The organism is Paenibacillus sp. PvP094 (assembly GCF_040546835.1).
In the GTDB taxonomy this organism is placed as follows: Bacteria; Bacillota; Bacilli; order Paenibacillales; family Paenibacillaceae; genus Paenibacillus; species Paenibacillus illinoisensis.
The window spans coordinates 332,274-356,669 of sequence record NZ_JBEPOM010000001.1 but is presented as its reverse complement, the minus strand read 5'-3'; the positions used below and the strand labels follow the sequence as shown (position 1 = coordinate 356,669).

Genomic DNA, 24,396 nt, shown 5'->3' with positions numbered 1-24,396 from the left:
GGTGCAAGTGGATGAGCGGGAAAGAATGAGCAGCGAAGCAGATGAAGAGACGATTTGATTGCTTGGTTTATGAGCTAAAGCTAGACAACGCTCAGGAATTGTGAAGAAGGTTAGTATTCATTTATTAAGGCATTCATTTGCCACTCATTTGCTAGAAAACGGGACAGACCTTCGCTACATTAAGGAGCTACTTGGTCATACGACTGCGCGAACAACTTGGTAGTACGAAAAATATCCAGCGTATTCAAAATCCCTGGATCGGTTGGCTTCGGGAGATTAAGGCTACTCGAAGTCCCCCTTTATTCTTGAACCTTTTCTTCGTAAATGTAATAATATGGGGATATCATATACGTAGTTCAGATTATGGAAGGAATTTGTTGTATCTACGAAGTACATAAATTAGATGTTATGTGAAATCCCCGCATGATAAATAATTGAAGGTGAATCTGAATGTCTGATCTCAGTACTATAATTAAAACGATTGATATGGCTGCAGTTCAAAAGAAATATAAAGAAATTGAAAAGCTAATTAACTTAATGGACATCAGCGACCAACATGAAATACATAGCTTATTGCATGAATCAACTATTGAAGCAATTACTGAAAATAAGGATGAAATCAATATCGCCTCAAGTGTAAAGGAGCATATCATTTGGTTTCATTTTTATAACTTAACTTGGTCAGATGGAATGATGGATCAACTAATTAAAATTTATAAAGAGGAACGTTACCTGGCATTAGAAAGTAGAGTAATAAGTGCAATAAAATCAGATGAAATAATTGATAGTCAAATTCAAAAACTAGAAAGTATATTTAGTTCAAAGGAGTTTCAAAAGCAAATTGAAAGATGGAAAAAGAGAAATGGTATAGCTTAAGCTTCGAAGGCGGGGCCATCTTATAACATCATATCCACGCATCGGAGCCTTTCAACTCCTCGGTCCGCCCGAAGGGGATGGCAGAGAAGTGGAATCAGGCGGACACTTCCGCACCGACTAACCGCATCGCGGCCGGCTCCTGACGGAGCCTTAAGTCGGTAGGACGTCGTGGATACAGAAACGTTATGTGAAACCAGCGAAAACTCTGATAAAGGAGTCATTATAATGATTGAATACAACCTTATTACAACAAAGAATAGTGTTAAGCCGAATTATGATATTAGTAATAAAGATTTTTATTTTGAGATATATGTTAGCCCTGGTGAAGAAGTATGCCTATTGGGAAAAATAGATAATAACTATATTTGCTGGTGTTCGATAACCAAGGTCACACAATTAAATACTAATGAAGAAATAATCAATTACTTGCTATCACAATCCACTGAGCGACTGTATTCAAGCCACTATCAAGTGTTGGCATCTCGTTATGAAGATATTCGAAAGTGGCACTCTTTTATTGTTACAAAGCATTGGCACAAAGGTCAGTACTGGTACAGGTCTCCTGTAAGTAATTGCTTTTTCGGTACTCCTCCCTATAATAATGGTTCGTTTTTGGCGAGAGAAATACAGAAATTCTTCCTGATGGAGCTCAGTAAGTGTCAATATCGACTTATTGATAATGTTTATGTAAAGGTACTTAGTAGATATAAAGATATCTTAATGAAGGAGAATAGCCCGGAATATTATCTTGAGATGTTACCCATCAAAGAGATCATAAATTCAGAAAGTTATCTAAAGTTATGCTCTAATGATGAAATCAGAATTTTATATCTGGAATGTTTTGACCAATGTACTAATTTATATAATTTGTATATGACTGCTTCACGTTAAACCCATTAAGTAATTCGAGGAAGTCGTTGGAATCACATAACACCATGTTCACGCATCGGGGCATTCGCCCCTTGGTCCGGCGTCGTGAATACGAGAACGTTATGTGAAACCACATAAGATTTTAAAGGATGGATGATTCAATTGGATAATTTAGCGCTAGAGAGCTGGATTGATACACATAAAATTATGGATAGAACCTTAGAAGGTTTTTGGGTAGCATTCAATAACTACATGAAAGAATGTCCAGAAGAAATTAGTTTGTTTTTTGATGAATTGAATCTAGAAGATATTAAGCCTTCAATAGATACAATTGAGTATAAAACTATTTTTCATTCCGATTATCAGATCGCAGACAGTTACTATTCTCAGCAGGTTATATCTACGTTAGACATTTACTACAAAAAAAAGAGAATAGGTTATTATAGAATGTTCTTTTATACCGATGGAGAATGCTTTGACGATAGCCTAGTTACGGAATGGACAGGATGGTATATAACATTGAAACTTGAAGCATTAATTGAACTTCAACAAGAAATTAAAAATGAATTGGTGAAAAATAAGATTAAAGAAGATGAAATCGAAAAAATCTATAAATTAATAGATAAACAAATTTCTAAAATCAAATTTCAAATCCATAAATAATTGTAGGTAGAAAGTTCGAAGAAGATGTGGCATCACATAACATAATATTCAAGCAACGGCTCCTTTGGAGCCTTGGTCTGCGGGAAAAATATCGAAGAGGCACTTCAGCAGACAACCCTGACGGGTTCATGAATACAAGAACGTTAACGTTATGTGTAATTTCTCAAATACATATTCACGCTGCGGGCATGCGCCCTTGGTGGGGCATACTCCGGACACCCAGCATGCGCTGGGTCGTGAATACAGGAACGTTATTAGGAAATCAACACAAACGTTTAAAGCATAAAGCTGAAAAAGCTAATACTAATGCTTAAAGAATAGAGGCTTAGAATGATGAAAAGCAATAGAATAAGAATGCTGATAACATTTTTTTTTGGAGTAACATTCATTGTTTCTGCGGGAGCAATTCTTTATGTATTGAAGAAAGATAAAAATAGCATGGATTTAGGGCTATTACTGACTATTAATTCATTCTCATTTTTAATTGTAGGTCTAAACCTCATTGTCCTAATCACAAAAAGAATTCAAGGGCAGATGAAAACTGGTGAATAAAAAAAGAGTAACTCTTGGTATTGTGGTCGATTCAAAAAAGATGCTGACATCCTACAACTACGCATTCACGTATGGATGCTCTATTGCCCTCGATTGTCAGATGTATAAACATAGAAGGGGCTCAGACAACAAACGCCCTGCCTAAGATAAGAGCTATCTAAGGCTGTGCCGTTTCGTGAATACAAGAACGATAGAATAAATTTAGCGAAGTGCGAAAGTGAAATTTAAACAGGAGTAATTTATGATAATAGAAACTGAAATGACAATCAAAATATTAAAAGAGCTTGTTAGTTCAGGGAAAAAGCATTTTAAACGAGTCGAAATAACGGAGTACGGAAAAATACGAAATTTTAATTTTAGTGAAGTGATATTTGAAGAATGCATGTTGTCATTAGATTTTACTGGTTCTTCATTTAGAAGTGCTAAGTTTATTAACTCAAACATTAAAGCTTCAATTTTTAGTGAAACAGATTTATCTAATTCGGAATTTTTTAATAATAGTATTGATGCTTGTGTGTTTAGGAATGCAAATATTGAAGGAATTATTTTTTTGAAAAACACTCAATACTCAAGTGAAATTACAATTGAAGATTTAAAAGAAATGGTGGAAAAATAACAGAGATTAATGTGATAGTAATTCAAGAAGGTCCAACATCATCTATGAGAAATCTCTCTAAATAGTATAAATCAGTAATTGTATTTTATAACAAATTAGTTTAACTAGAAAATTTAGGGGATGATTATGTTGCATATCAGAGAAGCTACGATTAATGATGCCGAAGGAATTGCAAAAGTTCATGTGGATAGTTGGAGAACTACATACAAGGGGATTATTCCTGAGGAATTCTTAAGCAATCTATCGTATAAACAAAGAACTGAATTATGGATTAAAAATATCGGAAGAACAGACAATTTTGTGATAATTGCAGAAAATAAAGAAGGGGAAATCATTGGATTTGCAGATTGTTGGAAGAGAGAAACAAATACGGTATCCAACTCAAGCGATTTGACCTCAATTTACATACTCAAAGAATATCAAGGGATTGGGTTAGGGAAGGAATTACTTAAAAGTATATTTTTTCGATCCAATGTATTGGGGTATCAGAAGATATTTGTTAATGTTCTAGAGGATAACAAGGCACGCTATTTTTATGAGTATTATGGTGCTCACTTATGTAAATCAGTTCAAATTAAAATTGGAGGAAAAGTCCTTAATGAATTGATTTATGAATGGGATAATATAGACGGAGTACTAGCAAGATTAACTAAAACGAATTAAGAAAAGTGATTGTATTTCCGTGGGGGCCATGATCTCATAACAAAGATTTTAGATTCAGGGCATTGGCCCCTCTCCCGGCCGAATCCGAGGCTTTGCTCTAAGTCGGTGAGACGTCATGAACACAGGAACGTTATACGTAATATTTCGAAAGCAGGAATAGTATGAAAATAAACAAGGCAATGAAAAATTTATTGAATGGGTTAGCTCAGCCAAACGAATTGATAAGTTTGAATCTATTCAACCCCGATTTTTGTGTATGGGATAATTGCATTGTAATTGATGCTTCAAGTTTACGAGAGAGAGGTTCTATTGAAGAAACCATTTATCATGATCGTACGGATTTGGAAGCCTCAATTAATCATTACCATCTAGACGACCTAAGGACTGGATTAAAACTCATTTCTAATTGGGAAGAGAAATTAAAGTTGAGCTATCCAGAAAGGGACTTTATTTTAATTTTAAGTTCTACAATTGAAGGAGAAGATGTCGTTATTAGGTTCTATCAAATCAGAGATAATGAACCTGAATGGATTAAATTAAACGATCTTGAAGGATATAAAGAAGAAGCCATTTTAGTAATAGAGATTTTGAATGAAGTTCGTTGATGTAAATTACTTCGTATAACATAATGTTTACGCAGCTGACGTTCGTTCTTGATCTGGCATACGCCGGATACTCAGCATTGGCAAAATCGTTAACAGGAACGTTATGCGCCATTAACGGTAATATTAAAGATAATATTTAAGGAGATAACTTATGAAAGGAAAGATACTCTTATTATTTTTTATTACGATAATGTTTTCATCTTGTCAAGATAGTAGTCAATCGACTACTTTGAACAGTGAAACTAATTCAATAAAGAATTCTGATCTGCCTTCTGATGTAGTGAGTACAGGTGATGGAACAGAGTCAAAAGAAATAACGGAAGGTCGATCAGATCCTGCAAACAATAAAATATTACCCATGAGCATTGGAAAGCTTGATTTGAAAGGAGAATTTTATGATGAAATGCTTCGTAATCCAATAGATCATGATTATGAAGTGGAATTTAATGAATTTCAAAATTCCAAAGAGATTATTACAACATTGGAATGGGGGGCATTTGAAAGCAAATATACAGAGATTTGGGATAAAGAGTTGAATCAAATATATAAAACGCTTCTTTCTAAGTTGGATAGAGAACCAAGAGAAGCACTAATTGAATCGCAGAAAGAATGGTTACAATATCACTTAAAGGAAACAAAATTTGTAGAGGAGACATTTATTTATAATGGTTATCTTGGATCAAAAGGACCAGTAAGCCTAACAACGGCTATAAAGGAGAGAATTAGGGAAAGAACAATGCAATTATTTGAATATCGATATTTACTAGATGGTGAAGTTGAGTTTGTTTACCAAGATAAAAAATAGAGTTGGAATCTTGCTCAAAAGTTGTTAGGTCATGCTTCGAAAGTATTAACGGCGCTTAACACTATATTTCAAGCTTCGGGGTACCACCCCTTAGTTTTTAGATGTATAATCATGGAAGAACACTCGAACAATAAACGACCCTGCCTAAGATAAGAGTTATCTAATGCTGGGTCGTTTTTCGTGAATACAAGAACATTATCAGAAATTTCCGTAAATAATAATTACGCAAGGAGCATTTCAATGAATATTGAAAAACCAGTAATTATTGAAGGCTACAATAATGAATGGCCAAGAGCGTTCAATATAATAGAATCGATTATATCCAACAAATTAAATGGTCTGGTATTACGAATTGAACACGTTGGAAGTACATCAATCCCGAGTCTTTCAGCCAAACCAATTATTGATATAGATGTAGTATTAGAATCTATGAACTGCCTGCCACAGCTAATCAAAAAGCTAGAAGAATTGGGATATATTCATGAAGGCGATTTGGGGATTAAAAACAGAGAAGCATTTGCAAGAAAGGACGTTTATGTACCCTATACTAGTGAAGGCAATGAGAAGCACGAACATCATCTATACGTATGCAATAGGGAAAGTGAAGAATTGAAAAGACATCTAATGTTCAGAGATATACTAAGAAAGAATCCCTTATTAGTGTCTGAATATGCGAATTTAAAGTTCCAACTAGCTAATCAATACAGAAACAATCGCCAAGCCTATACTGCTGGAAAGACAGAATTTATTACGAGATTAATGAATGAATACCAAGATATTTAAGTGTATTTTAGGACGACGAAGACATCTGATAACAAAGTTTCTACGCTACGTGGCATTCGGCCCTTGATTTACAAGTTGAGGTAACCAGAGAAGAGGATTCAGCTCACAACCCTGCGAGGCTAAGTCAGTCGGACCTAGTTGATAACGCTCCTTTAAGCCTCTTGGGTTAGTAGATACAGTGAACTTCTAGAGAGGCTTGGGGACGAAAAGGTAATACTAGAAATTGCCTATAAATACATGGGAAAGGATACAAGAATAGCGTCGGACAATATTGAACGAACATGGGAGAGATTATGAGGATTTTTAAATATATCTTCGAAGCCACTGACATCCTTGAATTAAATATTCACTAATATAAACTGGAGTTGATATACATGGAATTTGTAATTATCGAATATGATCCTTCCTATTCTTTACAAACTGTGAAAATGTGGAGAGAAAGCAAGGAACAAGCGATAGGGCAAAAAGAGATACATTCTTTTGAAGATCATGTATTTTATCTGAATAACATTTTAGTTCAAGATAATAAAGTATATATTGCAATTGATACTTCAGAGGAGCAAGTAGTAGGCATTCTAGCATGTAACGAGAATTGGGTAAATCAGCTATACATTCATACTCAATTTCAAGGGAAAGGAATAGGGAAAAAACTCCTGGATCACGCCAAACAGTGTTCGGAAGGCAGGCTATTTTTATATACATTTGAAGTCAACAAAAAAGCGCAGCAATTTTATGAGAGAAACGGATTTAGAATTATTGGCAGAGGAAATGATAATGAAGAGAAGCTTGATGATATAAAGTACGAATGGACAAAGTTTTGAAGGTGGCTTCTAGGAAGTGAACTACGTTACATAACACGGTACTTACGCATCGGGCATTCGTCCTCGGTCCGGCAGGAGTTTGACGGGCCTTAATTCGGTGAGACGTCGTGAATACAGGAACGTTATACGAAATTGGCGTAAAGTCCAATACCTTGGGAGCGATTTCATAAAAATAAATCAAATCGTCAACGGAGTTAAAGGAGTTCATGCTTGTTTACCTCATGGGATTCTTAAGTAACTCAAAGAGGAGGAGCCTCTATGAAGCGAACAATTATGATTAGCGATATTCATGGATGTATTGATCAATTAAATCAAATGTTGAATCTTATCAAATATAATTCGAAAGATGATCAGTTGATTTTGCTCGGGGATTATGTAGATAGAGGGCCTAATAGTAAAGCAGTAGTTGATAAAGTAATCGAATTAGTAACTATGCATCATGCCATTGCTTTACGGGGTAATCATGACCAACGATTGGTTGATTTAATAAATAATGATAGCGAATTGATTAGATCTAAATTTATTGAACATGGGGGAGTACCAACCCTTCAAAGTTATTGTGATACGAATAACATAAATTGCGAAATGTCTAATGAGATATTAAATGAAGTGAAGGATACAATGAAGACTTCTTATGGTCACCACATCGATTTTTTAAGTAAATTACCTTTATATTACGAAGACCATAATCACATTTATGTTCATGCGGGATTGAATCCCAGTGTTATGGACTGGAAGAACCAGTCGGAGCATGATTTTATGTATATTAAAGATGAATTCATTCGACACACTTTTGAGGATCTAAACAAAAAAGTTATCTTTGGACATACACGAACCATGGATATCCATGGCACATCAGATATTTGGTTTAGTGATGACAAGATCGGAATTGATGGCGGGTGTGCATATGGGATGCAGTTGAATTGTTTAATTTTCCAAGAAGGATTGTATATAACGGAACAGGTAAAGAATTGCTGAAAGTTAATCTAGATTGCAGGAGACATATACTAAAATCATATCCACACATCGGAGCCTAACGGATCCTCGGTCCACGGGAAACGATTGGCAGGGAAGCAGCTCATCGGGCACATCCGCATCGGCTGAGCATCGTGTTCGCTCCCTATTTCGCATAAGTCGCTTGAGCGTCGTCAGTACAAGAACGTTGTATGAGATCTTTGAGAAGGTGCGAAATGAATAAATGGATCATAATCTTAATTTGTTTCCTTCTATTTGCAACAGGTTGCAGTACTACATACAATATCAACACCGATACAACCAAAGAATTAACTAAAAACTTGAAAGAACTTTCTCCGTCAATCGAAAGAGTCCAATTTACATTTACTCGTCCAATCCTTTCTTGCAGAATAGATATGAGTGAGGAGCCGAGTAAAGAGGAACTGGAGTCCATTCTTACGGAACTGGATGAATTTTCAACTGTAGATAACATCAACGAAATTGCTCGTAGTGTCAAATGGGGCTTGGAAATATCCAATATCTATCTGGATATCAATACGGATAAAAATAAAAAGACAACTGAACATGCGTATTATGCTAGGTATTTCAAGACATCCGACGCCAGTGACCACTCAGATACAAACATTGAGGGGTACGAGACTTGGTATGAGTTGACCGGAAAATAAAACTGGTTATCATTCTTCAATCCACTCAGAGGTTCTCATAAACAAAGGGTTGTTTCTTAATCTTAAATGAAAAAACAAGCCGAAGCGGCAGAATTACACGCTTCGGCTTGTTTTTGTTTGTTTCCTTTTAACCTAAACTCTAACCCAATCTTACTTCGCGCTCACCGACTTAAACCAATCATTCACTTCTTGCGTGATCTGATCACCGCCATTGGACTTCCAGTTGGCGACGAATTGATCAAAGGCATCGATCGGCAGCTTGCCGTAGATGATTTTGTTGAAGGTTTCCATCTCGGACTGGCGAAGCAGGTTCCACTTGGAGACCATGGTTGGTGTGGCGGCACCGGTGAAGTAGTTTTGTTTACGAATGTCGAGCTGCGACATCACGACTTTGGCAGCGGCCCAGTTTTCGGGTTTGCGGAACTCGGCCATTTGTTTCTCGTATGGGGTTTCAGGCTTCTCGCCGTCAGCCAGCTTCACGAGGGTTTTCATATACAGATCTGGAATACGAGCCGGACCAGTCAGGAACGGGAACTCGTTGGAGAAGTCTTTGATCTTCTCTTTGTCACTGGTCGGTTGACCGTCTACGATATCCCAGTCGTATCCTTTGGCAAAGCCGTACTCATATGGACTGCCCGCTGCCGGGTTGGCCAGGTTATCGAGCAGGTAGTTGTAGTATAGGAAAATGGCTTCCGGATGCTTGGCATCCTTGTTGATCATGATACTGGCGTTGACGCCAGAGTTCTGCCACTTCGTACCGATCTTGCCGTCTGGACCAGACGGAATAGGGTAGGCTTTGTATTTCGCGCCAGGTACGTTCTTGAGCAGATCCGGTGCAGGCCAGTCGGGTACCCAGTTTGCACCAGGCAGGATGCCAGCCGTGCCAGCAGTCCAGCTTTCAGCCGACTTACCTTCGTCCCATAGTGCCGAATCGGTGTGGATATACCCTTTGTTCATCCATTCATTCAGCTTGGCGAGGGCTTGTTTGGCACCGGGATTAATGGAGCCGTACTCCAGATTGCCGTTTGCGTCTTTGTTCCATTGTTCCTGAATCGTTCCGTAAGCGCCGAATAACCAGTCGAGCGAGCCCATCCAGGTGTTAGTGTTATTTTTCAGCGAGATCGCCAGAGGGAATACTTTATCCGGAGACAGGCCGTCCGGGTTCTCGTTTTTGAATTTGTCCATGATATTCTCAAGATCTGCGATGGTCTTAGGTGCTTCGAGGTTCAGCTTCTCCATCCAGTCTTCTCTGAGCCAGAGCAGGGTATCGTCGTTATCGGTGTACTCCAGGATCGGCATGTTGTATCTCTTGCCATCCTTGGTGAACGGGTACCACAGCTCGGGATGCGCTGCAGCGTGATCCTTCAGGATTTTGTTGGCGTACTTGTCGAACAGTTCATCAATGGCGATGAATTGACCCGAGTCGATCAGCTGGTTAGTGAGTACCGCGTTTGTTGGAACGGATACAAAGTCAGGCAGCTTCTCGCCAGAGGCGATGGCCAGCTGCAGCTTTTGTCTGTATTGATCGTCATTGGCCGGATACCACGAATCCTTATGCTTCATGCCCAGCGTTTCGAGCATCCAGCGGTCGTGTACGTTATTTTCTTTGGTATCGCCCTGAACGTATTTCTTCGGCATACGAACCGAACTGAACTCAATGGGCGGATCATATTTTCCTTTGGCAAAAGCAGCTTCGGCTTCGGCTGACCCAACTGTCGCCGGCGTATCGTCCGTACCATTCTCACTGGCTGAATCGCCACTGCCGCACGCAGTGATGGTGATGAGTGCGATGACCATGAGCAAGGACCACCATGTTTTGAATTTGATCATTGTTCAATCCCCCTACGATGTATGATCTTTACAAGTGTAACTGTACCAAGTTGGGCGGGAGGGCATCTATATGAGTTTGTTAGTTTCGATAGGAGTCTATTATGCTGTTTAATGCTGGTCTCGATATTCCTGGGGCGTAACACCAAACTGACGCTTGAACACTTTGATAAAATACGCCGGGTCCATATAGCCAATCTCCATACTGATTTCATATACTTTTTTGGTGGTCGTGACCAGCTTGTGGCAGGCCCGATCCATGCGCAGGCGCGAGATATATTCACTGATACCTTCGCCCGTTTCGATCTTGTAAATCTTGGACAGATGGGTCGGATGAAGATTGACATGATCGGCGAGTACACGCAGAGACACATCCAGATGCAGATTTTTATCCGTAAACTCCTGAATCTTCTTCACATATTCGGACCGGGTATCCTTGACCTCATTGGACGTGCCTTCCTTGAGTTTGGCGAGTACACCAAGTGACCATTTACGCAGTTTTCCGATGGTGGAGAAGGCCTCCCCGCTCTGAAGATACTCAATATCGCTGCCCATGAGGTTGGTCAGGGTCAGCTTGTTCCGGTGGGCAAGGTTAGTGAACGAAGCGGTAATGAGAAAACCAGCCTCCATGCAATGCTCCCACGATTCCGACCATTTCTCATCCAGCTCTTCACAGACGGCGAGTATTTTCTCTTCGGCAGCATCCCATTGTCCACTCTCCAGCAGATGAATGAAGGTGGGCGGGGTGTATAGAACGTCCAGCGGACCTTGAGCTGAAGGCGTCTCCACATCGCTGACGCGCATCACGAATTCGCGCTCGTCTCCAACGATCTGCCGGAAATACGCGGAGGCCTGACGGAAGCGATCGTAGAGCTGGTCCGGAAAGGTGAACCACTCTGTCATGACAATGGAGAGGGAGCCTTTGAGAAACTGTTTTACTTTGGATTGAAGCTGAATGGACAGCTTCTCCAGAATGGTCTCTTTTCCAATATCGTCATTCCGTTCCTTCAGCTGCAGTAAAAACACTACATACCCGTGCTCCTCTTTCACACCCCACACGTGCATAAACTCACCCATAATTTCCTCCGCCATATTGATAATGGCATATTCGATCAGGGTCTGATCATGGCTGTCATAGTGTCCGAATTCTTCATCCAACCGAACGAGCATGAGTGCGGCGTCCCCGGCATGAAAGGGCAGATCATAATTGGTGAGTTTTCGCTCCCATTCGCCGGATGAAAACCGGTGTCCCTGCAATGCCTCCAAAAGCAGTCGTCCGCGCAAGTGTGGCAGGTTTTCTCGCAAAGTAAACTGAGTTCGACTCAGTGAACTGACGAGTTCCCATTCATTATTTAATTGATCGATGGCTTTCTGAACGGCGCTCATTAACTCATCGTCTGTCGGCGGTTTGAGCAGGTAGTCCACGGCCTCGTACTGGATGGCTTTTTTGGCATAATCGAATTCGGAATAACCCGATAACAGAATGCATTTTATTTTTTTGTCCCGGATCCGGATGCGCTCGATCAGTTCTATGCCCGTCATTTCCGGCATCTGAATGTCCGAAATCACGATATCGATGGGGTGGGTATCAATCAGTTGCAAGGCTTCATGCGCGGAGTACGCTCTATGAACCTGTTCGATCCCCAAGGTGTGCCAGGGCTTGGTCATGGACAGGTTATCGACCCAGTGTGCTTCGTCGTCTACGATCATCATTTGCATACTTCTTCGTCTCCCTTGGTGTTTAATTAAATAAACTAGCATCTCTGTATTACACGAAGCCACTCCGCAGTCAGAACCATCTTCCGATCGCTGTTATCCCCAGATTTTTGAATCCCTATATAAAGGGGAAATCCGGGGATAAAGGCGAGCACTTCGTTTCTTCAGATTGCTTCTGCCCGCTCCGTTAATCGTGCAATATGATCAACTTATATTAAGTGGGTATCTCACTCAGAATCTGTATCGTCCTTCGGCAACTCCCAGACGATCTCGGTGCGGAATCCGCCAAGTGGGGATGGGCAGAATCGAAGGTGGGATTGGCTGCCGAACAGATGCATGATTCGCTGGTTCGTATTCCAGAGACCGCAGCCCATTTCCTCCTGGAGTGGCTCCTGCATTTTCAGGTTCAGCGCTTCGTACTGTTCCGAGCTTAAACCGGGGCCATCGTCGTCGATATAGATTTTGCCGTAACCATCCACGCTCTCGCCGGTAATGCGAATCTCTCCGGATGAATAGGACTTCGCCACACCGTGGAGGACGGAATTCTCGACCATCGGCTGAAGCATTAGTCGCGGTACAGACTGGGCAAGCATGTCCTCAGGGATATCGATATGATACTCAATTCGTCCATTGCGAAGCTTCTGAATATCCAGATAATTGATAAGCAGCTTGATCTCGTCCCGAAGCGAGGACGTCTCCCGTTCCATGCGGGTGGTGTACCGATAATATGCACTTAGGTTATGCGCCATGGAAACGACGGCCTGCTCGTCCTTCATCTGAGCCATGTTGATGATATAGCCCAGACAATTGTATAGAAAATGGGGATTGATCTGCGCCTGAAGCTGCTTCAGCGTTGCTTCTTTGGCTCTAATTTTCTCATGGAATACATTCTCGATCAGGTCTTGAATCTGATGGGACATATCATTGAATCGATGAAACAGGAATGAGAACTCATTCTGATCCTTGCTGTGCAGCCGTACGGAATAGTCACCGCGCTGCACGCGGCGCAGGCCCTGAATCAGCTTTTTGATCGGAGATTGAATGTTTCTGTACAGCAGAATCGAAGCAGAAATGCCCACGACAAACAGCAGCGTCATAAAGAGATAGAACAAATTTCGGCTGAGCGAAATCGGCTGTAGGATCTGATACAGCGGGACCACGTCAACCAAATGCCAATCCAGATAAGATGATTTTACTGCGCTAACCAGATACTTTTTCCCGTTCAGCTTCACAACGTCCTGTGTAGTATCCTCCGGGGAGTGTGTATCCAGATAACGAATAAGTTCCTCCGATAACTGCTTGTCTGCACTGCGATTCAGAATGGGGTCATTGCCCTTGTGATAAAGGAAGGGATCTCCCTGCCCACCTGCCTTGTACGTATCGAGCATGTTCTGAATATTCTCATAACTGAAGCTGGCCTCAATGACGAGATTGCTTCCGGTCAACATGCCCGGTTGGGCCAAGGAATCGGTATAAAACCAGTAAAAGGACTGCATACCCTCCTGCGATTCTGCCCCTTGATCCCCATATGTCCATTGCCCGCTCATATTGCGTTTCAAGTAATCCTCGTCATACCCGGAAGAGCGGTTGTAGTTGGCGATAACATCCTGATTTTGCTGTGAGTATACGGCATACCGGGTGTTCCATATATCGGTGACGCCGGATTGGAGCACCATCTTCTCCTGAATGGCATAGCGGGTCTGCATCTGATCATACCGATCATCCCATATGTTCAGGCCGTTAAATGCGCGGACATTGGGATCTCTTGAAAGGATCAGACTGAAATCCATCATCTGATTAATGCGGGAATCAATCTGACTGGCTAGAAACGTGAGCTGTTTCGTATTCGAAATCTGCAGTTCTTTGCTGACCACGTTATAGGTGACATTGTTCGAGTAGGTGTACATGATAATAATGGGGATGAATAACAACACGATTAAGCAGTTGATTTTGGCAAACAAGCTGAAGCGGGAACGGGTCCTTCTTTCGAATAATATAAAGCGCTTCCATATATGCATAAAAAGTCTCCTTCATATTCGTGTTCGTAAAGGCTGGTTTTCACCAGATTCCTAACAAAACCCTATCCGGCCTAACAATGTTATATAGTCAGAGCTCAGAATGGCCTGATACTATTTATAGCAGAGAACCCCATTACACACAAAAACTTTTTTTGGGAACAGGAGAAGGCACTATGGAGGCTAAATTGGAGGGTCAACGGGTCCCGCAGGCGAATGTGGGAAACAAGCTGGAACAGAAGAGAAAGAAACGTTACAAACAGCCGTGGGTTCTGCACTTCATGGTGCTGCCGGCGGCCATTATGGTTTTTATTTTTTCGTATATTCCGATGTCCGGAATTTTGATGGCATTTCAGGATTACAAGCCTGCGCTTGGGTTCGCGGGTTCGGAATGGGTGGGACTGAAGCACTACAGGTACATGTGGGAAAATGATTATTTCCTGCAGATTACGTGGAACACGCTGTTTTTTGCCTGCTCCAAGATCATCATGAATCTGATCATACCGTTTGTCTTCGCGCTATTGCTTAATGAGGTACGGAAGATGGCGCTCAAAAGAACCATTCAGACACTCGTGTACCTGCCACACTTCTTGTCCTGGGTAACGCTGTCCGGTATCCTGATCGACATTCTGGCACAGACGGGCATTCTCAATCAGTTCCTGGTCTCGGTGTTCGGCATCAAGCCGATTTTCTTCCTGGGGGACGGTAACTGGTTCCGGTTTACGATCATTGCGAGTGATGTTTGGAAAGAGTTTGGTTTCAATACGATTATCTTCCTTGCGGCATTGTCCGGCATTAACCCGTCACTGTACGAAGCAGCTGAAGTGGATGGGGCGGGACGCTGGAAGCAGACGATCTATATCACCATCCCGGCGCTGATTCCTATCGGAATCGTAATCGCTACACTGGCCCTGGGGAATGTGCTTAACGCCAACTTCGACCAAATCTTCAACTTATATAGTCCATTAATCTACCAGCAAGCGGATATTATCGATACGTTCGTGTATCGTGAAGGTCTGCTGAGTGGGCAGTTCAGTTTCGCTACCGCGGTGAATCTGTTCAAATCGGTCATCAGCCTGATCCTCATCGTGATCTCTTACCGACTGGCCTACCGATTCGCCGGATATCGAATTTTCTAGAAAGGATGATGACGAGCCATGTATCATAAAACGTTACCCTATCGCATTTTCAGCATCTTCAACAATGTGTTCCTGACCATCCTTTCGGTGCTCTGCCTGCTGCCTCTTTATCACTTGCTGATGGTATCGCTTAGCGCGTCCGCACCTGCGAATGCCGGTCTGGTGACGTTCTGGCCGATTGGATTTACGCTCGAAGCATATGCCAAGACGTTCGATAACGCCAATTTCCTGTCCTCCCTGTGGGTGTCCGTGGAGCGAACGGTGCTGGGAACAGGGCTTGCACTCATCGTGAATACGATTGCTGCCTATGCGCTCTCCAAGGAGACACGTGTGTTCCGCGCACGTAACATCTATCTATGGTATTTTGTTGTCACGATGCTGTTCAGCGGAGGCCTCATTCCGGGCTATATCCTGATTCTGAAGCTCGGGCTGATGAACACATTGTGGGCACTCATTTTGCCGGGCTTAGTGGCGGTGTTCAATATCATCCTGCTGCTGAATTTCTTCCGCACGGTGCCGAAGGATCTGGAGGAGGCTGCATTTATCGATGGAGCAGGACACTTTCAGTCGTTTATCAAAATCTACCTGCCTGTCTCTGTCCCCGTCATTGCCACCGTTTCCTTGTTTATGATGGTGGGACATTGGAACGCATATTTTGACGGGATTATCTATATCCGTGATTCGGAAAAGCTGCCACTGGCGACATTCATGCAGACGATCATCGTGCAGGCCGATATGACGAAGCTTGATCCGGAAGCGATTGCGAACCTGTCGCAGCGGACGATTCGGGCGTCCCAGATCTTTATCAGCGCGCTGCCGATCCTGCTCGTGTATCCGTTCTTACAACGGTACTTTGTAACGGGGATTGTGGTGGGGGCTGTGAAGGAGTAGCCGCGTGGAGCGGATGGAATAGGGTTGTGAAAAGGGAGCTGCTGAACTGGCCTGAGGCCAGGGAGGGGGCTCTTTTTGTTGTGAAAAAAGAAGTATATTACCTTTATTTGAATAAAATGGTACTATGGGAAATGATTCTGAGCGTGAGTCATTCGTTAATAGGGAGATGGAGACAAAGTGAAGAAAATGATGGTTGTTACCCTTGCTTTGACGTTATTAAGTGCATCCATTGCTTTTACAGCTACAAGTGCACCAAAAAAGATCGACATATTATTTAATGAAAAAGAGCTAAAGACTCAAGCAGATGCAGAAGCCAGAATTATTGATGGTCGTGTGTACATCCCGGCCAACATTCTTCGAGGTGCGAGATTTTCAGTAGAGTATAAAAACTCAACACTCCATCTGGTGAATAGTTATTTTCTCTACACGAGAAATTTAATGGAGATGCATGTGTTCAATCATGTATTTACAACTAGATTCAACAAGATCGACCAAGAAGTAGTTAATATTATGGGCAAAGTGATATTAGAAGAGCCAGTAGACTTCTCAAAATTACATGAGTTCATTGAGGAAGCTGAATCGAATGCCGGAATTAATCCGGGTAATTTTACTCCTGTATTGGACTATAGTTCTTTTGATTTTTCTCTCGCTTGGAAAAGTGTAGAAGCATACAAAAAAGCAGTGCATGAGTTGATAGCTTATGTCGATACTGGAGACAAGGAAAAGTTGAAGTCTTTCTATCAAGAGAGAAAACAGGCACTTGAGTATTACGATTTGTATACAAATGTGTATGATCAAATTTTTAAAGCGAGTTTTACTAGTGCAGTGAGATAGTAACATTACAAAGAATACCCGGCACGAAAGGATTTGGGGGAAGCAGAAGGAGGCAGAATTACCTGACATTTTGAGCATCGTGAATACGTGAAGATTATGGAAGTCAGGGAAACTTAACTAAATGTGAGGAGATTATAGAATGAAAAAATCAATATTAATCATCATTGCGATTTTTCTATTTATTACTAATGCCAATCCAATAAGTGCCGAAGCTCATCAAAAATCAATTGAGGTAAAGATTGACGAACAGGCATTCCAGTTAGTAGAAGGAACTGATTATATCATCTCTGCAGGTCATATACTGGTTTCGCCAGTCTATATCATTAGTGTGCTAGATTTCGCTGTGCCTGCTAAAGGGATATGGTGGGATAACAAAGCTAAAAGTGTAACTTTTGCATATGTAGACATAGATGATTACCCCAAGCCAAGGTTAACCTTCAAGGTTGGAGAAAGTCATTTTACCGAGTTTGACAAGCAAATTGAATTAAAGAGTAAAACCGTAATGGTGGAGGGGAGAGTATATTTACCGCTAAGAGCCATCAGTGAAGCATATGGCAAAGAGATCCATTGGGAATCCAATGACGGTCAGAGTGTGGTCCGAATAACTACAAAAAATCAGCAGTGAGCGATACAAATTGCGATGAATTGGAACGAATTCCGTTGCCCATACAATCCCAATCCTGTTATAATTCAGGTACATCTATCGCATTGGGGGTTATACCGTGGCAATATTGGCAGTGCCGGATTGCTCGTTCGCTAGAACGGCCTTACGCAAAGCCTGATTAGGGGCGGACTTTGTGTAGGGCGCGACGAGAAGAACATCGATCGCCCTGAAAGCAACATAATGTTTCATCCCGCAGGCTTTGCACCTTATTTGTTTTATCAATAAAAATAAGGGGCTGAAAGCCATGCAAACACCATTTATTCAAAATTATCAATTCAATGTGATTACAAAACAAGCCAATTTCCTGCTCAAAGCGCTGCGTACAGTCGCGGATCGCAAAGTCCTGGAAACCGTCCGTTATACGGCCGTAACGAATGCTATAGAAGTCTTCGATGAGCTGACTGCCGAACAGAAGCAGCTGTTGGAGCAGTTATCTACCTACGAGGCTGCACATGAGCTGCAGGATTATCTGGACCGGTTGGAAGGATTCCTGATTCCATTCCCGCAAGTGTCGGCGAAGCAGATTCAGAAGCTGTTTCCGAAGGCGAAGAAGCTCAAGCTGCCTGATCTGGAAACGGTCGATTTCGCACGTACGACCTATCTGAGATGGACGGATATTGCTACCAATCGCCTGTTCATTGTGTACCCGTACGAAGAGAAGTTTCTCGGCATCGAGGGACGGATTACGGCTACGAACAAAAAAGGGTACTGTATGTTCTGCAATCGCCATCAGGAGCTCGGATTCTTCAACGTGAAGACGAAGGGGCATTCGCCGGATAACTTGGCTTCCATTGGCCAGTACGTATGCATGGATAGCACGGCTTGCAACCATAGCATCACTGACGTCACCATGCTGGAGAAGTTTCTTCTTTCGACAGTAAAATAATGCTTAGAACAGACAGGGTCGCTCTTCGGAGCGACCTTTTTTGGGTTGATTATGCGTGTGCGTCTCGTCTCGATTACCCGACTTGCGTATGGTTAGCGTATGTCCTTATCATAATTCAGTCCCAACTGATGTGCCTGGTTAAGCAGGTTCTCATAATGCTCGGGATTGGCATCCAACGTCTCGTACAGAAATTCAACGCTGGAGTTAGGGACGCCGCAGTAATCTGCAATACCCACATTGAGCAGGTTCGTGATCGATTCATCATAGTTTCGCTTCTTCATCTGTTCTTCGGTCACGCCTGCAAGCGCGATCCACATGATCTTCTGATGGTGAAGCTTGTTCGAACCGTAGGCAAATCCGTTGTTCATGACACGATCCACATACCCTTTCAGCATGGCTGGCAGATGCCACCACCAGAGAGGAAACACAAAAGCCACAGCTTCATGCTTCTTCAATCGTTCCATCTCCGTTTTAATCTCAGGGGAAAATTTCTGCTGGGGTTGGGTGTAATCGGGTTCATCCATGCCTCGGAGAATAGGATCGAAGCCAATCTCATGCAAATCCAATATCTCAACTTCGTGACCAGCCTCAGTAAGACCTTGCACAAAACGATTGGCGGCCTGAAATGTAAGGGAATCCTTTCTTGGATGAGACACAACAACTAATACGTTCATGATATATTTCACTACCTTTCTACAGTGCTTGTTTGGTAGCCACACTTCATGGCTGATGCTATTATAAACAGGGATGGATATATTCTGGAAGAACGCACTTTGAAGTTCTATAGGAAGATTAGAGTGCTATAGGAACATGAAAGTACCCTAAATAGTACCCTGAAATTGTGCCTTATTGTGGGCTGAAATAATACATGGAAAAGAAGGAAATAGCTATGTTTTTATCTTGGATGTAGTCTTTGGATATAGTCTGATGAAGGAGAGATATACGTTGACAGAAGACCATAAAGCTGGTGCTCCCAAAAAGTATAAAGTAGGTGTCGAGGCGGCCTTGGAAGTGATGGGCGGAAAATGGAAGCCTCTGATTATTTATCACTTGATGACAGGGAGGAAACGTTCATCAGAGCTTAGGAAGCTGATACCTGAAATTACGCAAAAGATGCTGACGACTCAGCTAAGAGGCTTGGAAAAAGACGAGATTGTGCAAAGAAAAGTCTATTCGGAGGTTCCCCCTAGAGTGGAATATGAGTTAACAGACTACGGTTGGGGATTAAAACCGGCTCTGGACCATTTGTGTTACTGGGGGGAAGAGCATCTGGATAAGGTGTACGGGGATAAGTCCAAAGTGTTGGAGGAATTTTGAATCTCCGGTGTGATGAAGAGTTACGGCTGAACTCGTTCTGCTTAACCGATTAGCTGCACACTTACGAGAAGTTGCATTCGTTGTGCAGTTCCTGAAATTTGTAAGCGTAGTCATTACTATTTCTAATTTTATCTTTTTACTTCCAATGATTTGCTATGTTATGGACAAACTCGTGCACAACTAATAGTCAATGAACTACCAGTCAATGAACTACCAGGTATCATGATATTAGAGGAGGTCACTGGATGAACAAGCATAGTGTTTATGAGACAAACAGCTTGTATTGGAATATTCAAGGAAATGACTTTTTAGAAGCCATTGTACTTCCCTTGTATGGCGCATTCACCTCAGAAGATAAATGGCAACTATTTGGCGATGTTTCAGGAAAGAAGATGTTAGAGATCGGGTGTGGAAATGGTCAATCCTTGAAATACCATGGGGATCGCAACACAACGGAGTTATGGGGAATGGATATCTCAGAGAATCAGATTGAAAAGGCGAAGCAGCATTTGTCGGCAAACGGCCTTTCTGCAACATTAATCTGTTCCCCTATGGAAGAGGAGTGCGGCATACCTGTCCAATATTTTGATTTTGTCTATTCGATTTATGCCATAGGCTGGACAACCGATCTTGAAGGGACGTTCTCCCGAGTTGCTTCATATTTAAAAAAAGACGGCATATTCATATTCAGTTGGTCTCACCCCATACATAAATGTATTGTTGAAGAAAATAATCGATTTATATTTAACAAGTCTTACTTCGATGAGTCCTGGTATTCGGTATCGCCAGATTTTGTTCAAGGTGATCTCACCTTATCGGATCGTAAATGTTCTACCTATATTAATGCATTGGCCAGAGCAGGATTTGTGATCGAGCAAATGATTGAAGAAACCGACAATGAGATACTGCAAAGGCATGATGGAAGTAAGAATCATCTCGCAAATAGAGCGAAGGTATTTCCCGTAACTTTTGTTATAAAAGCCAGAAAACTTTAAGAGTTGATTAAGTTAACCGGAGTGAGAAAGAATGAGGCAAATAGATTATACGAAGACCCTTGACGAACTTGAAGGAGGGAGTTGGGGTGAACCGGATTTCAAATCTGGATTAGTGATTCATGCACATGCATTAAGAAAGAAACCACTCGGTGAGTTCAGTAATGAAGATTTGAGACTTTTAATATTACAAGAGATCAGCTTGGATTTCCTTTTGCCTCTAGCGCTGGATCGGTTAGTGGAAAATCCGTTGGAATCAGGAGATTTATATGTTGGTGATTTATTATGCTCCGTACTTAAAGTGGATAGAAAATATTGGGAAAGTAACATTGAATTAAAAATCGAATTAAGTGAAGTAATAGAGCATTATGAGAATGCCAGAGAAATCGTTGATAAACATATTAACAATTACAGAAAGAGTGGTGGGTAGTTGTATGTTGAAACATGCTAAATCTCATCACATTAATTTCACGCATCGGCACCGCACTTTAAATTGAAGGAGAAGCAATCATGTTCAAAATTAAAATAGATGATTTCTTATACTTATCGCTGCTGGAGACCAAAGATGCAGCTGAATTATTTCATCTAATCGATAGAAACAGAGAGCATATTGGGAAGTGGTTGAAGTTTCCCAGTATGACTGTAGAGATGGAGGATTCAAAGGCCTTTATAGAAGGAACACGTATGAGATACGCCAAGGATGAAGGTTACTGGTTAGGGATATGGAGTGAGGATCACCTAGTGGGTTCTATTGGCTATTTATATTTGGATCAAGAGAATAAGAAAACGGAGATTGGGTATTGGTTAGGTCAAGAATATGAGGGAAAAGGATTTATTACGAGATCCATTAAACTACTTATTGATTACGCATTTGACGAACTTCGATTCAACAAAATTGAAATAGGAGCAGCCGCAGATAACGCCAAGAGCCGTGCAATTCCAGAAAAATTAGGATTTACTCGTGAAGGAGAACTAAGAGATTACGAGTATATCAATGGAAGGTTTCTGGATAGAGTAATTTATGGCCTAAAAGCAGCAGAATGGAGAGCGAAGTAGTTTTTTAATAGGATAAATAGCTGTTAATTGAATAATGATCTAATCATCTCGGAAGGAGATAGCTCAATGAGACGAGTTGACGTAGCCTATGTATTAATCCTGGATGATACCTCATCCAAGATTCTAATGGTCAAGAATAAAGGCAATTCCAGTTGGTCGCTGCCTGGTGGCGCGGTGGAAAAGGAAGAAACGTTGGATCAAGCAGCCATCAGAGAAGCCAAAGAAGAAACAGGACTTGATGTAAGAGTCCAAGGGATCATTGCCATCAATGAATGTATATTTGAGGAAAAGCAGGAGCATGCCATCTTCTTCACGTTTAGAGCTGAGGTTACTGGAGGAAGGTTAGAGCTTATAAGGCCTTATGAAATATCTGAAATTGCCTGGATGGATATGGACAAGGCTGATGAACTAATGCCCTATTATAAGAATGGCATACGGAGTCTAGTCGAAGGAAACGAGATTCCTCATTATGATCAAGGGAGAAAGTAAAGATCTAAACCATCTCGGAAAAGGAGTGTTCATATGATCGTTATGATTAATGGAGCGTTCGGTTCCGGCAAAACGTCGGCAGCAAAGATGCTCCAACCCTTGATCAACAATAGTATGATATACGACCCTGAAGAAATAGGTTATATGGTCAGAAAACTCATTCCAGAGGAATGTAGGGAAGAGAATGAGCGCACGGATGATTTTCAGGATATTGAACTATGGAGAGTTCTAACCGTGAAGACGGCTATAGAAGTAAGGCGGAAATATAACAAGCACCTAATCGTTCCCATGACCATTTATAAGGAAGAGAACTTTAACCACATCTATAACGGATTCAAAGCCATTGACGAAGAGTTATATCATTTTTCGCTTGTGGCTACTGAAGAAACGATATACAAACGGTTAGCTAAACGCGGAGATGAATTTGGAGGCTGGCAGTATCAACAAGCGCCGAAGGTTGTTCATGCGCTGAAGGATGATAAGTTTGGAACACACATTGTTACGGATCCTCTTGAGACTAATGAGGTTGTAGATATCATATTGAGGAAGATAGACCAAGATCATAATCATACCTAGTTAATTGATAGCAGTGAAGAATGGTGGTGTGAGTCTCCTTGCTCAACGTACAGAAAACGGAGAATAAAACATTCAATGAACTAAATGATTATGTTTTGCGGGTTAAGAATGAGTTATCTGCTACAGCAGCCGCGACCTGTATTATTCATCATGACCGAATCGTGAATGAATGGTATTCAGGAGTACATAGCGATTCCACAGGGAGTCGATCAGTGGATGAGGAATCTCAATTTCATGTGGCTTCGATTCGGAAGACCTATTTAGGACTTGCCATCAGTCTTGCCTTATATGAAGGGAAGATTTGCAGCATAGATGATGATGTTGCCGACTATTTGGATAATGTGGATACAGTGGCAGTGGGAAACACAACGATAAGACATCTGCTAACACACACCCATGGTTTAGGTGATCTCCATCATCGATTGTTTTTGCCAGGGACGGACTGGAAATACAATAATGTTGGAGTCAATCTGCTCATTAGGATCATCCGAAAATTATATCAGATGCCACTATCTCAACTACTTGAAGAACGTGTATTTACGCCCATGGGTTTTAGTCATACCGGTTGGAGAAAGGAACCGAATGAAAAGTTAGTTTGGCTCAATGAACAATATAACGATAATCAAGGCAATGAAGCCAACTTATTTGTGAGTACCAAGGAATTGGCATACTGGGGTTATTTGCATTTGAAAAGGGGCGCCATGCATGGGCAGCAAATACTGCCGAGAGAAGTTTTTGAGCAAGCAACGACAATCATTAGTCCTCCGGATCTGGAACACCAATTACCAAGAAACGGTTTCTTTTGGTTTGTGCAGGATGAGCCGCGTGCTTCGACGGAACTCGGGGATGAGCTTCCATCCGGTTCTTTTCAAACCTTGGGCATCACCGGCTGTGCCTGTCTTGTCATTCCGAAGTATAGAACGGTAGCAGTAAGAATGTATAATCAAACCGGATCCAATCCAGCGGGGTATGATTATCTGGAGGATATCAAAACATTTGGAAATCTGGTTAACAAATGCGCCCGAGATCTATAATCCCTGAAAGTTGATCAACAGAATCATAGAAGGATAGGGACAGTTGCGAACGGAGGGTAGCCCTAT

At 41.7% G+C, this 24,396-nt stretch carries 28 protein-coding genes and 1 pseudogene; 25 read left to right on the top strand and 4 right to left on the bottom strand.

The genetic code is table 11. The features are described from left to right. Positions 1 to 94 precede the first annotated feature (94 nt). From ABIC22_RS01870 to ABIC22_RS01810, 13 genes and pseudogenes are all read left to right on the top strand, one after another. Positions 95 to 217: pseudogene (locus ABIC22_RS01870) on the top strand (tyrosine-type recombinase/integrase); the annotation flags it as partial. A 233-nt stretch (positions 218 to 450) separates the two neighbouring features. Continuing rightward, positions 451 to 876 carry a hypothetical protein gene (locus tag ABIC22_RS01865; RefSeq protein WP_127539561.1) on the top strand — a complete coding sequence of 142 codons (426 nt, stop codon included), beginning with the start codon at positions 451 to 453 and terminating at the stop codon, positions 874 to 876. A gap of 225 nt (positions 877 to 1,101) precedes the next feature. Further along, positions 1,102 to 1,767 (top strand): hypothetical protein, encoded by a 666-nt coding sequence (locus ABIC22_RS01860; protein WP_354477659.1) that lies wholly within the window; start codon positions 1,102 to 1,104, stop codon positions 1,765 to 1,767. Between the two features lie 141 nt (positions 1,768 to 1,908). After that, positions 1,909 to 2,409: a hypothetical protein gene (locus ABIC22_RS01855; protein ID WP_354477656.1), complete on the top strand. Its 501-nt coding sequence runs from the start codon at positions 1,909 to 1,911 to the stop codon at positions 2,407 to 2,409. Positions 2,410 to 2,739: 330 nt separating this feature from the next. Further along, entirely contained in the window at positions 2,740 to 2,961 is a 222-nt protein-coding gene (locus tag ABIC22_RS01850; protein WP_354477653.1) for a hypothetical protein, read from the top strand. A gap of 241 nt (positions 2,962 to 3,202) precedes the next feature. Then, the gene (locus tag ABIC22_RS01845; RefSeq protein ID WP_354477650.1) at positions 3,203 to 3,577 is read left to right on the top strand and encodes a pentapeptide repeat-containing protein; all 375 of its coding nucleotides are present in this window, start codon (positions 3,203 to 3,205) and stop codon (positions 3,575 to 3,577) included. Between the two features lie 129 nt (positions 3,578 to 3,706). Beyond that, positions 3,707 to 4,240 carry a GNAT family N-acetyltransferase gene (locus tag ABIC22_RS01840; RefSeq protein WP_354485813.1) on the top strand — a complete coding sequence of 178 codons (534 nt, stop codon included), beginning with the start codon at positions 3,707 to 3,709 and terminating at the stop codon, positions 4,238 to 4,240. Positions 4,241 to 4,401: 161 nt separating this feature from the next. After that, entirely contained in the window at positions 4,402 to 4,845 is a 444-nt protein-coding gene (locus ABIC22_RS01835) for a hypothetical protein (RefSeq protein ID WP_354477647.1), read from the top strand. A 151-nt stretch (positions 4,846 to 4,996) separates the two neighbouring features. Further along, positions 4,997 to 5,650 (top strand): lysozyme inhibitor LprI family protein, encoded by a 654-nt coding sequence (locus tag ABIC22_RS01830; protein ID WP_354477645.1) that lies wholly within the window; start codon positions 4,997 to 4,999, stop codon positions 5,648 to 5,650. Between the two features lie 240 nt (positions 5,651 to 5,890). Further along, positions 5,891 to 6,433: a GrpB family protein gene (locus ABIC22_RS01825; RefSeq protein ID WP_354477642.1), complete on the top strand. Its 543-nt coding sequence runs from the start codon at positions 5,891 to 5,893 to the stop codon at positions 6,431 to 6,433. Between the two features lie 374 nt (positions 6,434 to 6,807). Continuing rightward, the gene (locus tag ABIC22_RS01820) at positions 6,808 to 7,254 is read left to right on the top strand and encodes a GNAT family N-acetyltransferase (RefSeq protein ID WP_354477639.1); all 447 of its coding nucleotides are present in this window, start codon (positions 6,808 to 6,810) and stop codon (positions 7,252 to 7,254) included. 258 nt (positions 7,255 to 7,512) lie between these two features. After that, complete coding sequence (locus ABIC22_RS01815) at positions 7,513 to 8,232, top strand: metallophosphoesterase family protein (protein ID WP_354477636.1); 720 nt, start codon at positions 7,513 to 7,515, stop codon at positions 8,230 to 8,232. Positions 8,233 to 8,444: 212 nt separating this feature from the next. Continuing rightward, on the top strand, positions 8,445 to 8,894 hold the full coding sequence (locus tag ABIC22_RS01810) for a hypothetical protein (protein WP_354477633.1): 450 nt from the start codon (positions 8,445 to 8,447) through the stop codon (positions 8,892 to 8,894). Positions 8,895 to 9,044: 150 nt separating this feature from the next. Here ABIC22_RS01810 and ABIC22_RS01805 read toward each other — a convergent pair whose 3' ends face one another. From ABIC22_RS01805 to ABIC22_RS01795, 3 genes are all read right to left on the bottom strand, one after another. Next, entirely contained in the window at positions 9,045 to 10,724 is a 1,680-nt protein-coding gene (locus tag ABIC22_RS01805; RefSeq protein WP_354477630.1) for a type 2 periplasmic-binding domain-containing protein, read from the bottom strand. Positions 10,725 to 10,832: 108 nt separating this feature from the next. Beyond that, positions 10,833 to 12,440: a response regulator transcription factor gene (locus ABIC22_RS01800; RefSeq protein ID WP_354477627.1), complete on the bottom strand. Its 1,608-nt coding sequence runs from the start codon at positions 12,438 to 12,440 to the stop codon at positions 10,833 to 10,835. A gap of 224 nt (positions 12,441 to 12,664) precedes the next feature. After that, positions 12,665 to 14,455: a cache domain-containing sensor histidine kinase gene (locus ABIC22_RS01795; protein ID WP_354477624.1), complete on the bottom strand. Its 1,791-nt coding sequence runs from the start codon at positions 14,453 to 14,455 to the stop codon at positions 12,665 to 12,667. Positions 14,456 to 14,733: 278 nt separating this feature from the next. Here ABIC22_RS01795 and ABIC22_RS01790 point away from each other — a divergent pair, with 278 nt between their 5' ends. The 5 genes from ABIC22_RS01790 to ABIC22_RS01770 all read left to right on the top strand — a co-directional run bounded on the left by ABIC22_RS01790 (position 14,734) and on the right by ABIC22_RS01770 (position 18,866). After that, on the top strand, positions 14,734 to 15,591 hold the full coding sequence (locus tag ABIC22_RS01790; RefSeq protein ID WP_354485811.1) for an ABC transporter permease: 858 nt from the start codon (positions 14,734 to 14,736) through the stop codon (positions 15,589 to 15,591). An 18-nt stretch (positions 15,592 to 15,609) separates the two neighbouring features. Further along, the gene (locus ABIC22_RS01785; RefSeq protein ID WP_127539550.1) at positions 15,610 to 16,482 is read left to right on the top strand and encodes a carbohydrate ABC transporter permease; all 873 of its coding nucleotides are present in this window, start codon (positions 15,610 to 15,612) and stop codon (positions 16,480 to 16,482) included. A gap of 177 nt (positions 16,483 to 16,659) precedes the next feature. Beyond that, positions 16,660 to 17,316: a hypothetical protein gene (locus ABIC22_RS01780; protein ID WP_354477621.1), complete on the top strand. Its 657-nt coding sequence runs from the start codon at positions 16,660 to 16,662 to the stop codon at positions 17,314 to 17,316. 139 nt (positions 17,317 to 17,455) lie between these two features. Continuing rightward, positions 17,456 to 17,941: a stalk domain-containing protein gene (locus ABIC22_RS01775; protein ID WP_354477618.1), complete on the top strand. Its 486-nt coding sequence runs from the start codon at positions 17,456 to 17,458 to the stop codon at positions 17,939 to 17,941. A 283-nt stretch (positions 17,942 to 18,224) separates the two neighbouring features. Further along, positions 18,225 to 18,866 (top strand): FusB/FusC family EF-G-binding protein, encoded by a 642-nt coding sequence (locus tag ABIC22_RS01770; protein WP_127539547.1) that lies wholly within the window; start codon positions 18,225 to 18,227, stop codon positions 18,864 to 18,866. A gap of 92 nt (positions 18,867 to 18,958) precedes the next feature. On the opposite strand, the gene ABIC22_RS01765 is transcribed toward ABIC22_RS01770, so the two are convergent. Beyond that, on the bottom strand, positions 18,959 to 19,540 hold the full coding sequence (locus tag ABIC22_RS01765) for an NAD(P)H oxidoreductase (protein WP_354477615.1): 582 nt from the start codon (positions 19,538 to 19,540) through the stop codon (positions 18,959 to 18,961). Positions 19,541 to 19,880: 340 nt separating this feature from the next. On the opposite strand from ABIC22_RS01765, the gene ABIC22_RS01760 reads away from it, so the two are divergent. From ABIC22_RS01760 to ABIC22_RS01730, 7 genes are all read left to right on the top strand, one after another. Further along, entirely contained in the window at positions 19,881 to 20,183 is a 303-nt protein-coding gene (locus ABIC22_RS01760) for a winged helix-turn-helix transcriptional regulator (RefSeq protein ID WP_164764330.1), read from the top strand. 245 nt (positions 20,184 to 20,428) lie between these two features. Further along, positions 20,429 to 21,178 (top strand): class I SAM-dependent methyltransferase, encoded by a 750-nt coding sequence (locus ABIC22_RS01755; RefSeq protein ID WP_354477611.1) that lies wholly within the window; start codon positions 20,429 to 20,431, stop codon positions 21,176 to 21,178. A gap of 31 nt (positions 21,179 to 21,209) precedes the next feature. Continuing rightward, complete coding sequence (locus ABIC22_RS01750; RefSeq protein WP_354477608.1) at positions 21,210 to 21,605, top strand: contact-dependent growth inhibition system immunity protein; 396 nt, start codon at positions 21,210 to 21,212, stop codon at positions 21,603 to 21,605. Positions 21,606 to 21,685: 80 nt separating this feature from the next. Beyond that, positions 21,686 to 22,231, top strand: coding sequence for a GNAT family N-acetyltransferase (locus ABIC22_RS01745; protein ID WP_354477605.1), 546 nt, complete (start codon positions 21,686 to 21,688; stop codon positions 22,229 to 22,231). Between the two features lie 66 nt (positions 22,232 to 22,297). After that, a complete protein-coding gene (locus ABIC22_RS01740) occupies positions 22,298 to 22,720 on the top strand; it encodes an NUDIX hydrolase (RefSeq protein ID WP_354477602.1) in 423 nt (140 codons plus the stop codon). Between the two features lie 33 nt (positions 22,721 to 22,753). Continuing rightward, the gene (locus ABIC22_RS01735; protein ID WP_354477599.1) at positions 22,754 to 23,296 is read left to right on the top strand and encodes an AAA family ATPase; all 543 of its coding nucleotides are present in this window, start codon (positions 22,754 to 22,756) and stop codon (positions 23,294 to 23,296) included. A gap of 38 nt (positions 23,297 to 23,334) precedes the next feature. Further along, positions 23,335 to 24,330 carry a serine hydrolase domain-containing protein gene (locus ABIC22_RS01730; protein ID WP_354477596.1) on the top strand — a complete coding sequence of 332 codons (996 nt, stop codon included), beginning with the start codon at positions 23,335 to 23,337 and terminating at the stop codon, positions 24,328 to 24,330. The last annotated feature ends 66 nt before the right edge of the window (positions 24,331 to 24,396 follow it).

What these genes read in the sequence shown, in the direction of transcription:
- ABIC22_RS01740 (WP_354477602.1), top strand. Translation starts at nt 22,298, where the DNA reads ATGAGACGAGTTGACGTAGCCTATGTATTAATCCTGGATGATACCTCA.
- ABIC22_RS01760 (WP_164764330.1), top strand. Translation starts at nt 19,881, where the DNA reads ATGGGCGGAAAATGGAAGCCTCTGATTATTTATCACTTGATGACAGGG.
- ABIC22_RS01835 (WP_354477647.1), top strand. Translation starts at nt 4,402, where the DNA reads ATGAAAATAAACAAGGCAATGAAAAATTTATTGAATGGGTTAGCTCAG.
- ABIC22_RS01755 (WP_354477611.1), top strand. Translation starts at nt 20,429, where the DNA reads ATGAACAAGCATAGTGTTTATGAGACAAACAGCTTGTATTGGAATATT.
- ABIC22_RS01830 (WP_354477645.1), top strand. Translation starts at nt 4,997, where the DNA reads ATGAAAGGAAAGATACTCTTATTATTTTTTATTACGATAATGTTTTCA.
- ABIC22_RS01735 (WP_354477599.1), top strand. Translation starts at nt 22,754, where the DNA reads ATGATCGTTATGATTAATGGAGCGTTCGGTTCCGGCAAAACGTCGGCA.
- ABIC22_RS01785 (WP_127539550.1), top strand. Translation starts at nt 15,610, where the DNA reads ATGTATCATAAAACGTTACCCTATCGCATTTTCAGCATCTTCAACAAT.
- ABIC22_RS01825 (WP_354477642.1), top strand. Translation starts at nt 5,891, where the DNA reads ATGAATATTGAAAAACCAGTAATTATTGAAGGCTACAATAATGAATGG.
- ABIC22_RS01860 (WP_354477659.1), top strand. Translation starts at nt 1,102, where the DNA reads ATGATTGAATACAACCTTATTACAACAAAGAATAGTGTTAAGCCGAAT.
- ABIC22_RS01810 (WP_354477633.1), top strand. Translation starts at nt 8,445, where the DNA reads ATGAATAAATGGATCATAATCTTAATTTGTTTCCTTCTATTTGCAACA.
- ABIC22_RS01775 (WP_354477618.1), top strand. Translation starts at nt 17,456, where the DNA reads ATGAAAAAATCAATATTAATCATCATTGCGATTTTTCTATTTATTACT.
- ABIC22_RS01800 (WP_354477627.1), bottom strand. Translation starts at nt 12,440, where the DNA reads ATGCAAATGATGATCGTAGACGACGAAGCACACTGGGTCGATAACCTG.
- ABIC22_RS01845 (WP_354477650.1), top strand. Translation starts at nt 3,203, where the DNA reads ATGATAATAGAAACTGAAATGACAATCAAAATATTAAAAGAGCTTGTT.
- ABIC22_RS01820 (WP_354477639.1), top strand. Translation starts at nt 6,808, where the DNA reads ATGGAATTTGTAATTATCGAATATGATCCTTCCTATTCTTTACAAACT.
- ABIC22_RS01790 (WP_354485811.1), top strand. Translation starts at nt 14,734, where the DNA reads ATGGTGCTGCCGGCGGCCATTATGGTTTTTATTTTTTCGTATATTCCG.
- ABIC22_RS01850 (WP_354477653.1), top strand. Translation starts at nt 2,740, where the DNA reads ATGATGAAAAGCAATAGAATAAGAATGCTGATAACATTTTTTTTTGGA.
- ABIC22_RS01865 (WP_127539561.1), top strand. Translation starts at nt 451, where the DNA reads ATGTCTGATCTCAGTACTATAATTAAAACGATTGATATGGCTGCAGTT.
- ABIC22_RS01765 (WP_354477615.1), bottom strand. Translation starts at nt 19,540, where the DNA reads ATGAACGTATTAGTTGTTGTGTCTCATCCAAGAAAGGATTCCCTTACA.
- ABIC22_RS01815 (WP_354477636.1), top strand. Translation starts at nt 7,513, where the DNA reads ATGAAGCGAACAATTATGATTAGCGATATTCATGGATGTATTGATCAA.
- ABIC22_RS01805 (WP_354477630.1), bottom strand. Translation starts at nt 10,724, where the DNA reads ATGATCAAATTCAAAACATGGTGGTCCTTGCTCATGGTCATCGCACTC.
- ABIC22_RS01750 (WP_354477608.1), top strand. Translation starts at nt 21,210, where the DNA reads ATGAGGCAAATAGATTATACGAAGACCCTTGACGAACTTGAAGGAGGG.
- ABIC22_RS01745 (WP_354477605.1), top strand. Translation starts at nt 21,686, where the DNA reads ATGTTCAAAATTAAAATAGATGATTTCTTATACTTATCGCTGCTGGAG.
- ABIC22_RS01770 (WP_127539547.1), top strand. Translation starts at nt 18,225, where the DNA reads ATGCAAACACCATTTATTCAAAATTATCAATTCAATGTGATTACAAAA.
- ABIC22_RS01795 (WP_354477624.1), bottom strand. Translation starts at nt 14,455, where the DNA reads ATGCATATATGGAAGCGCTTTATATTATTCGAAAGAAGGACCCGTTCC.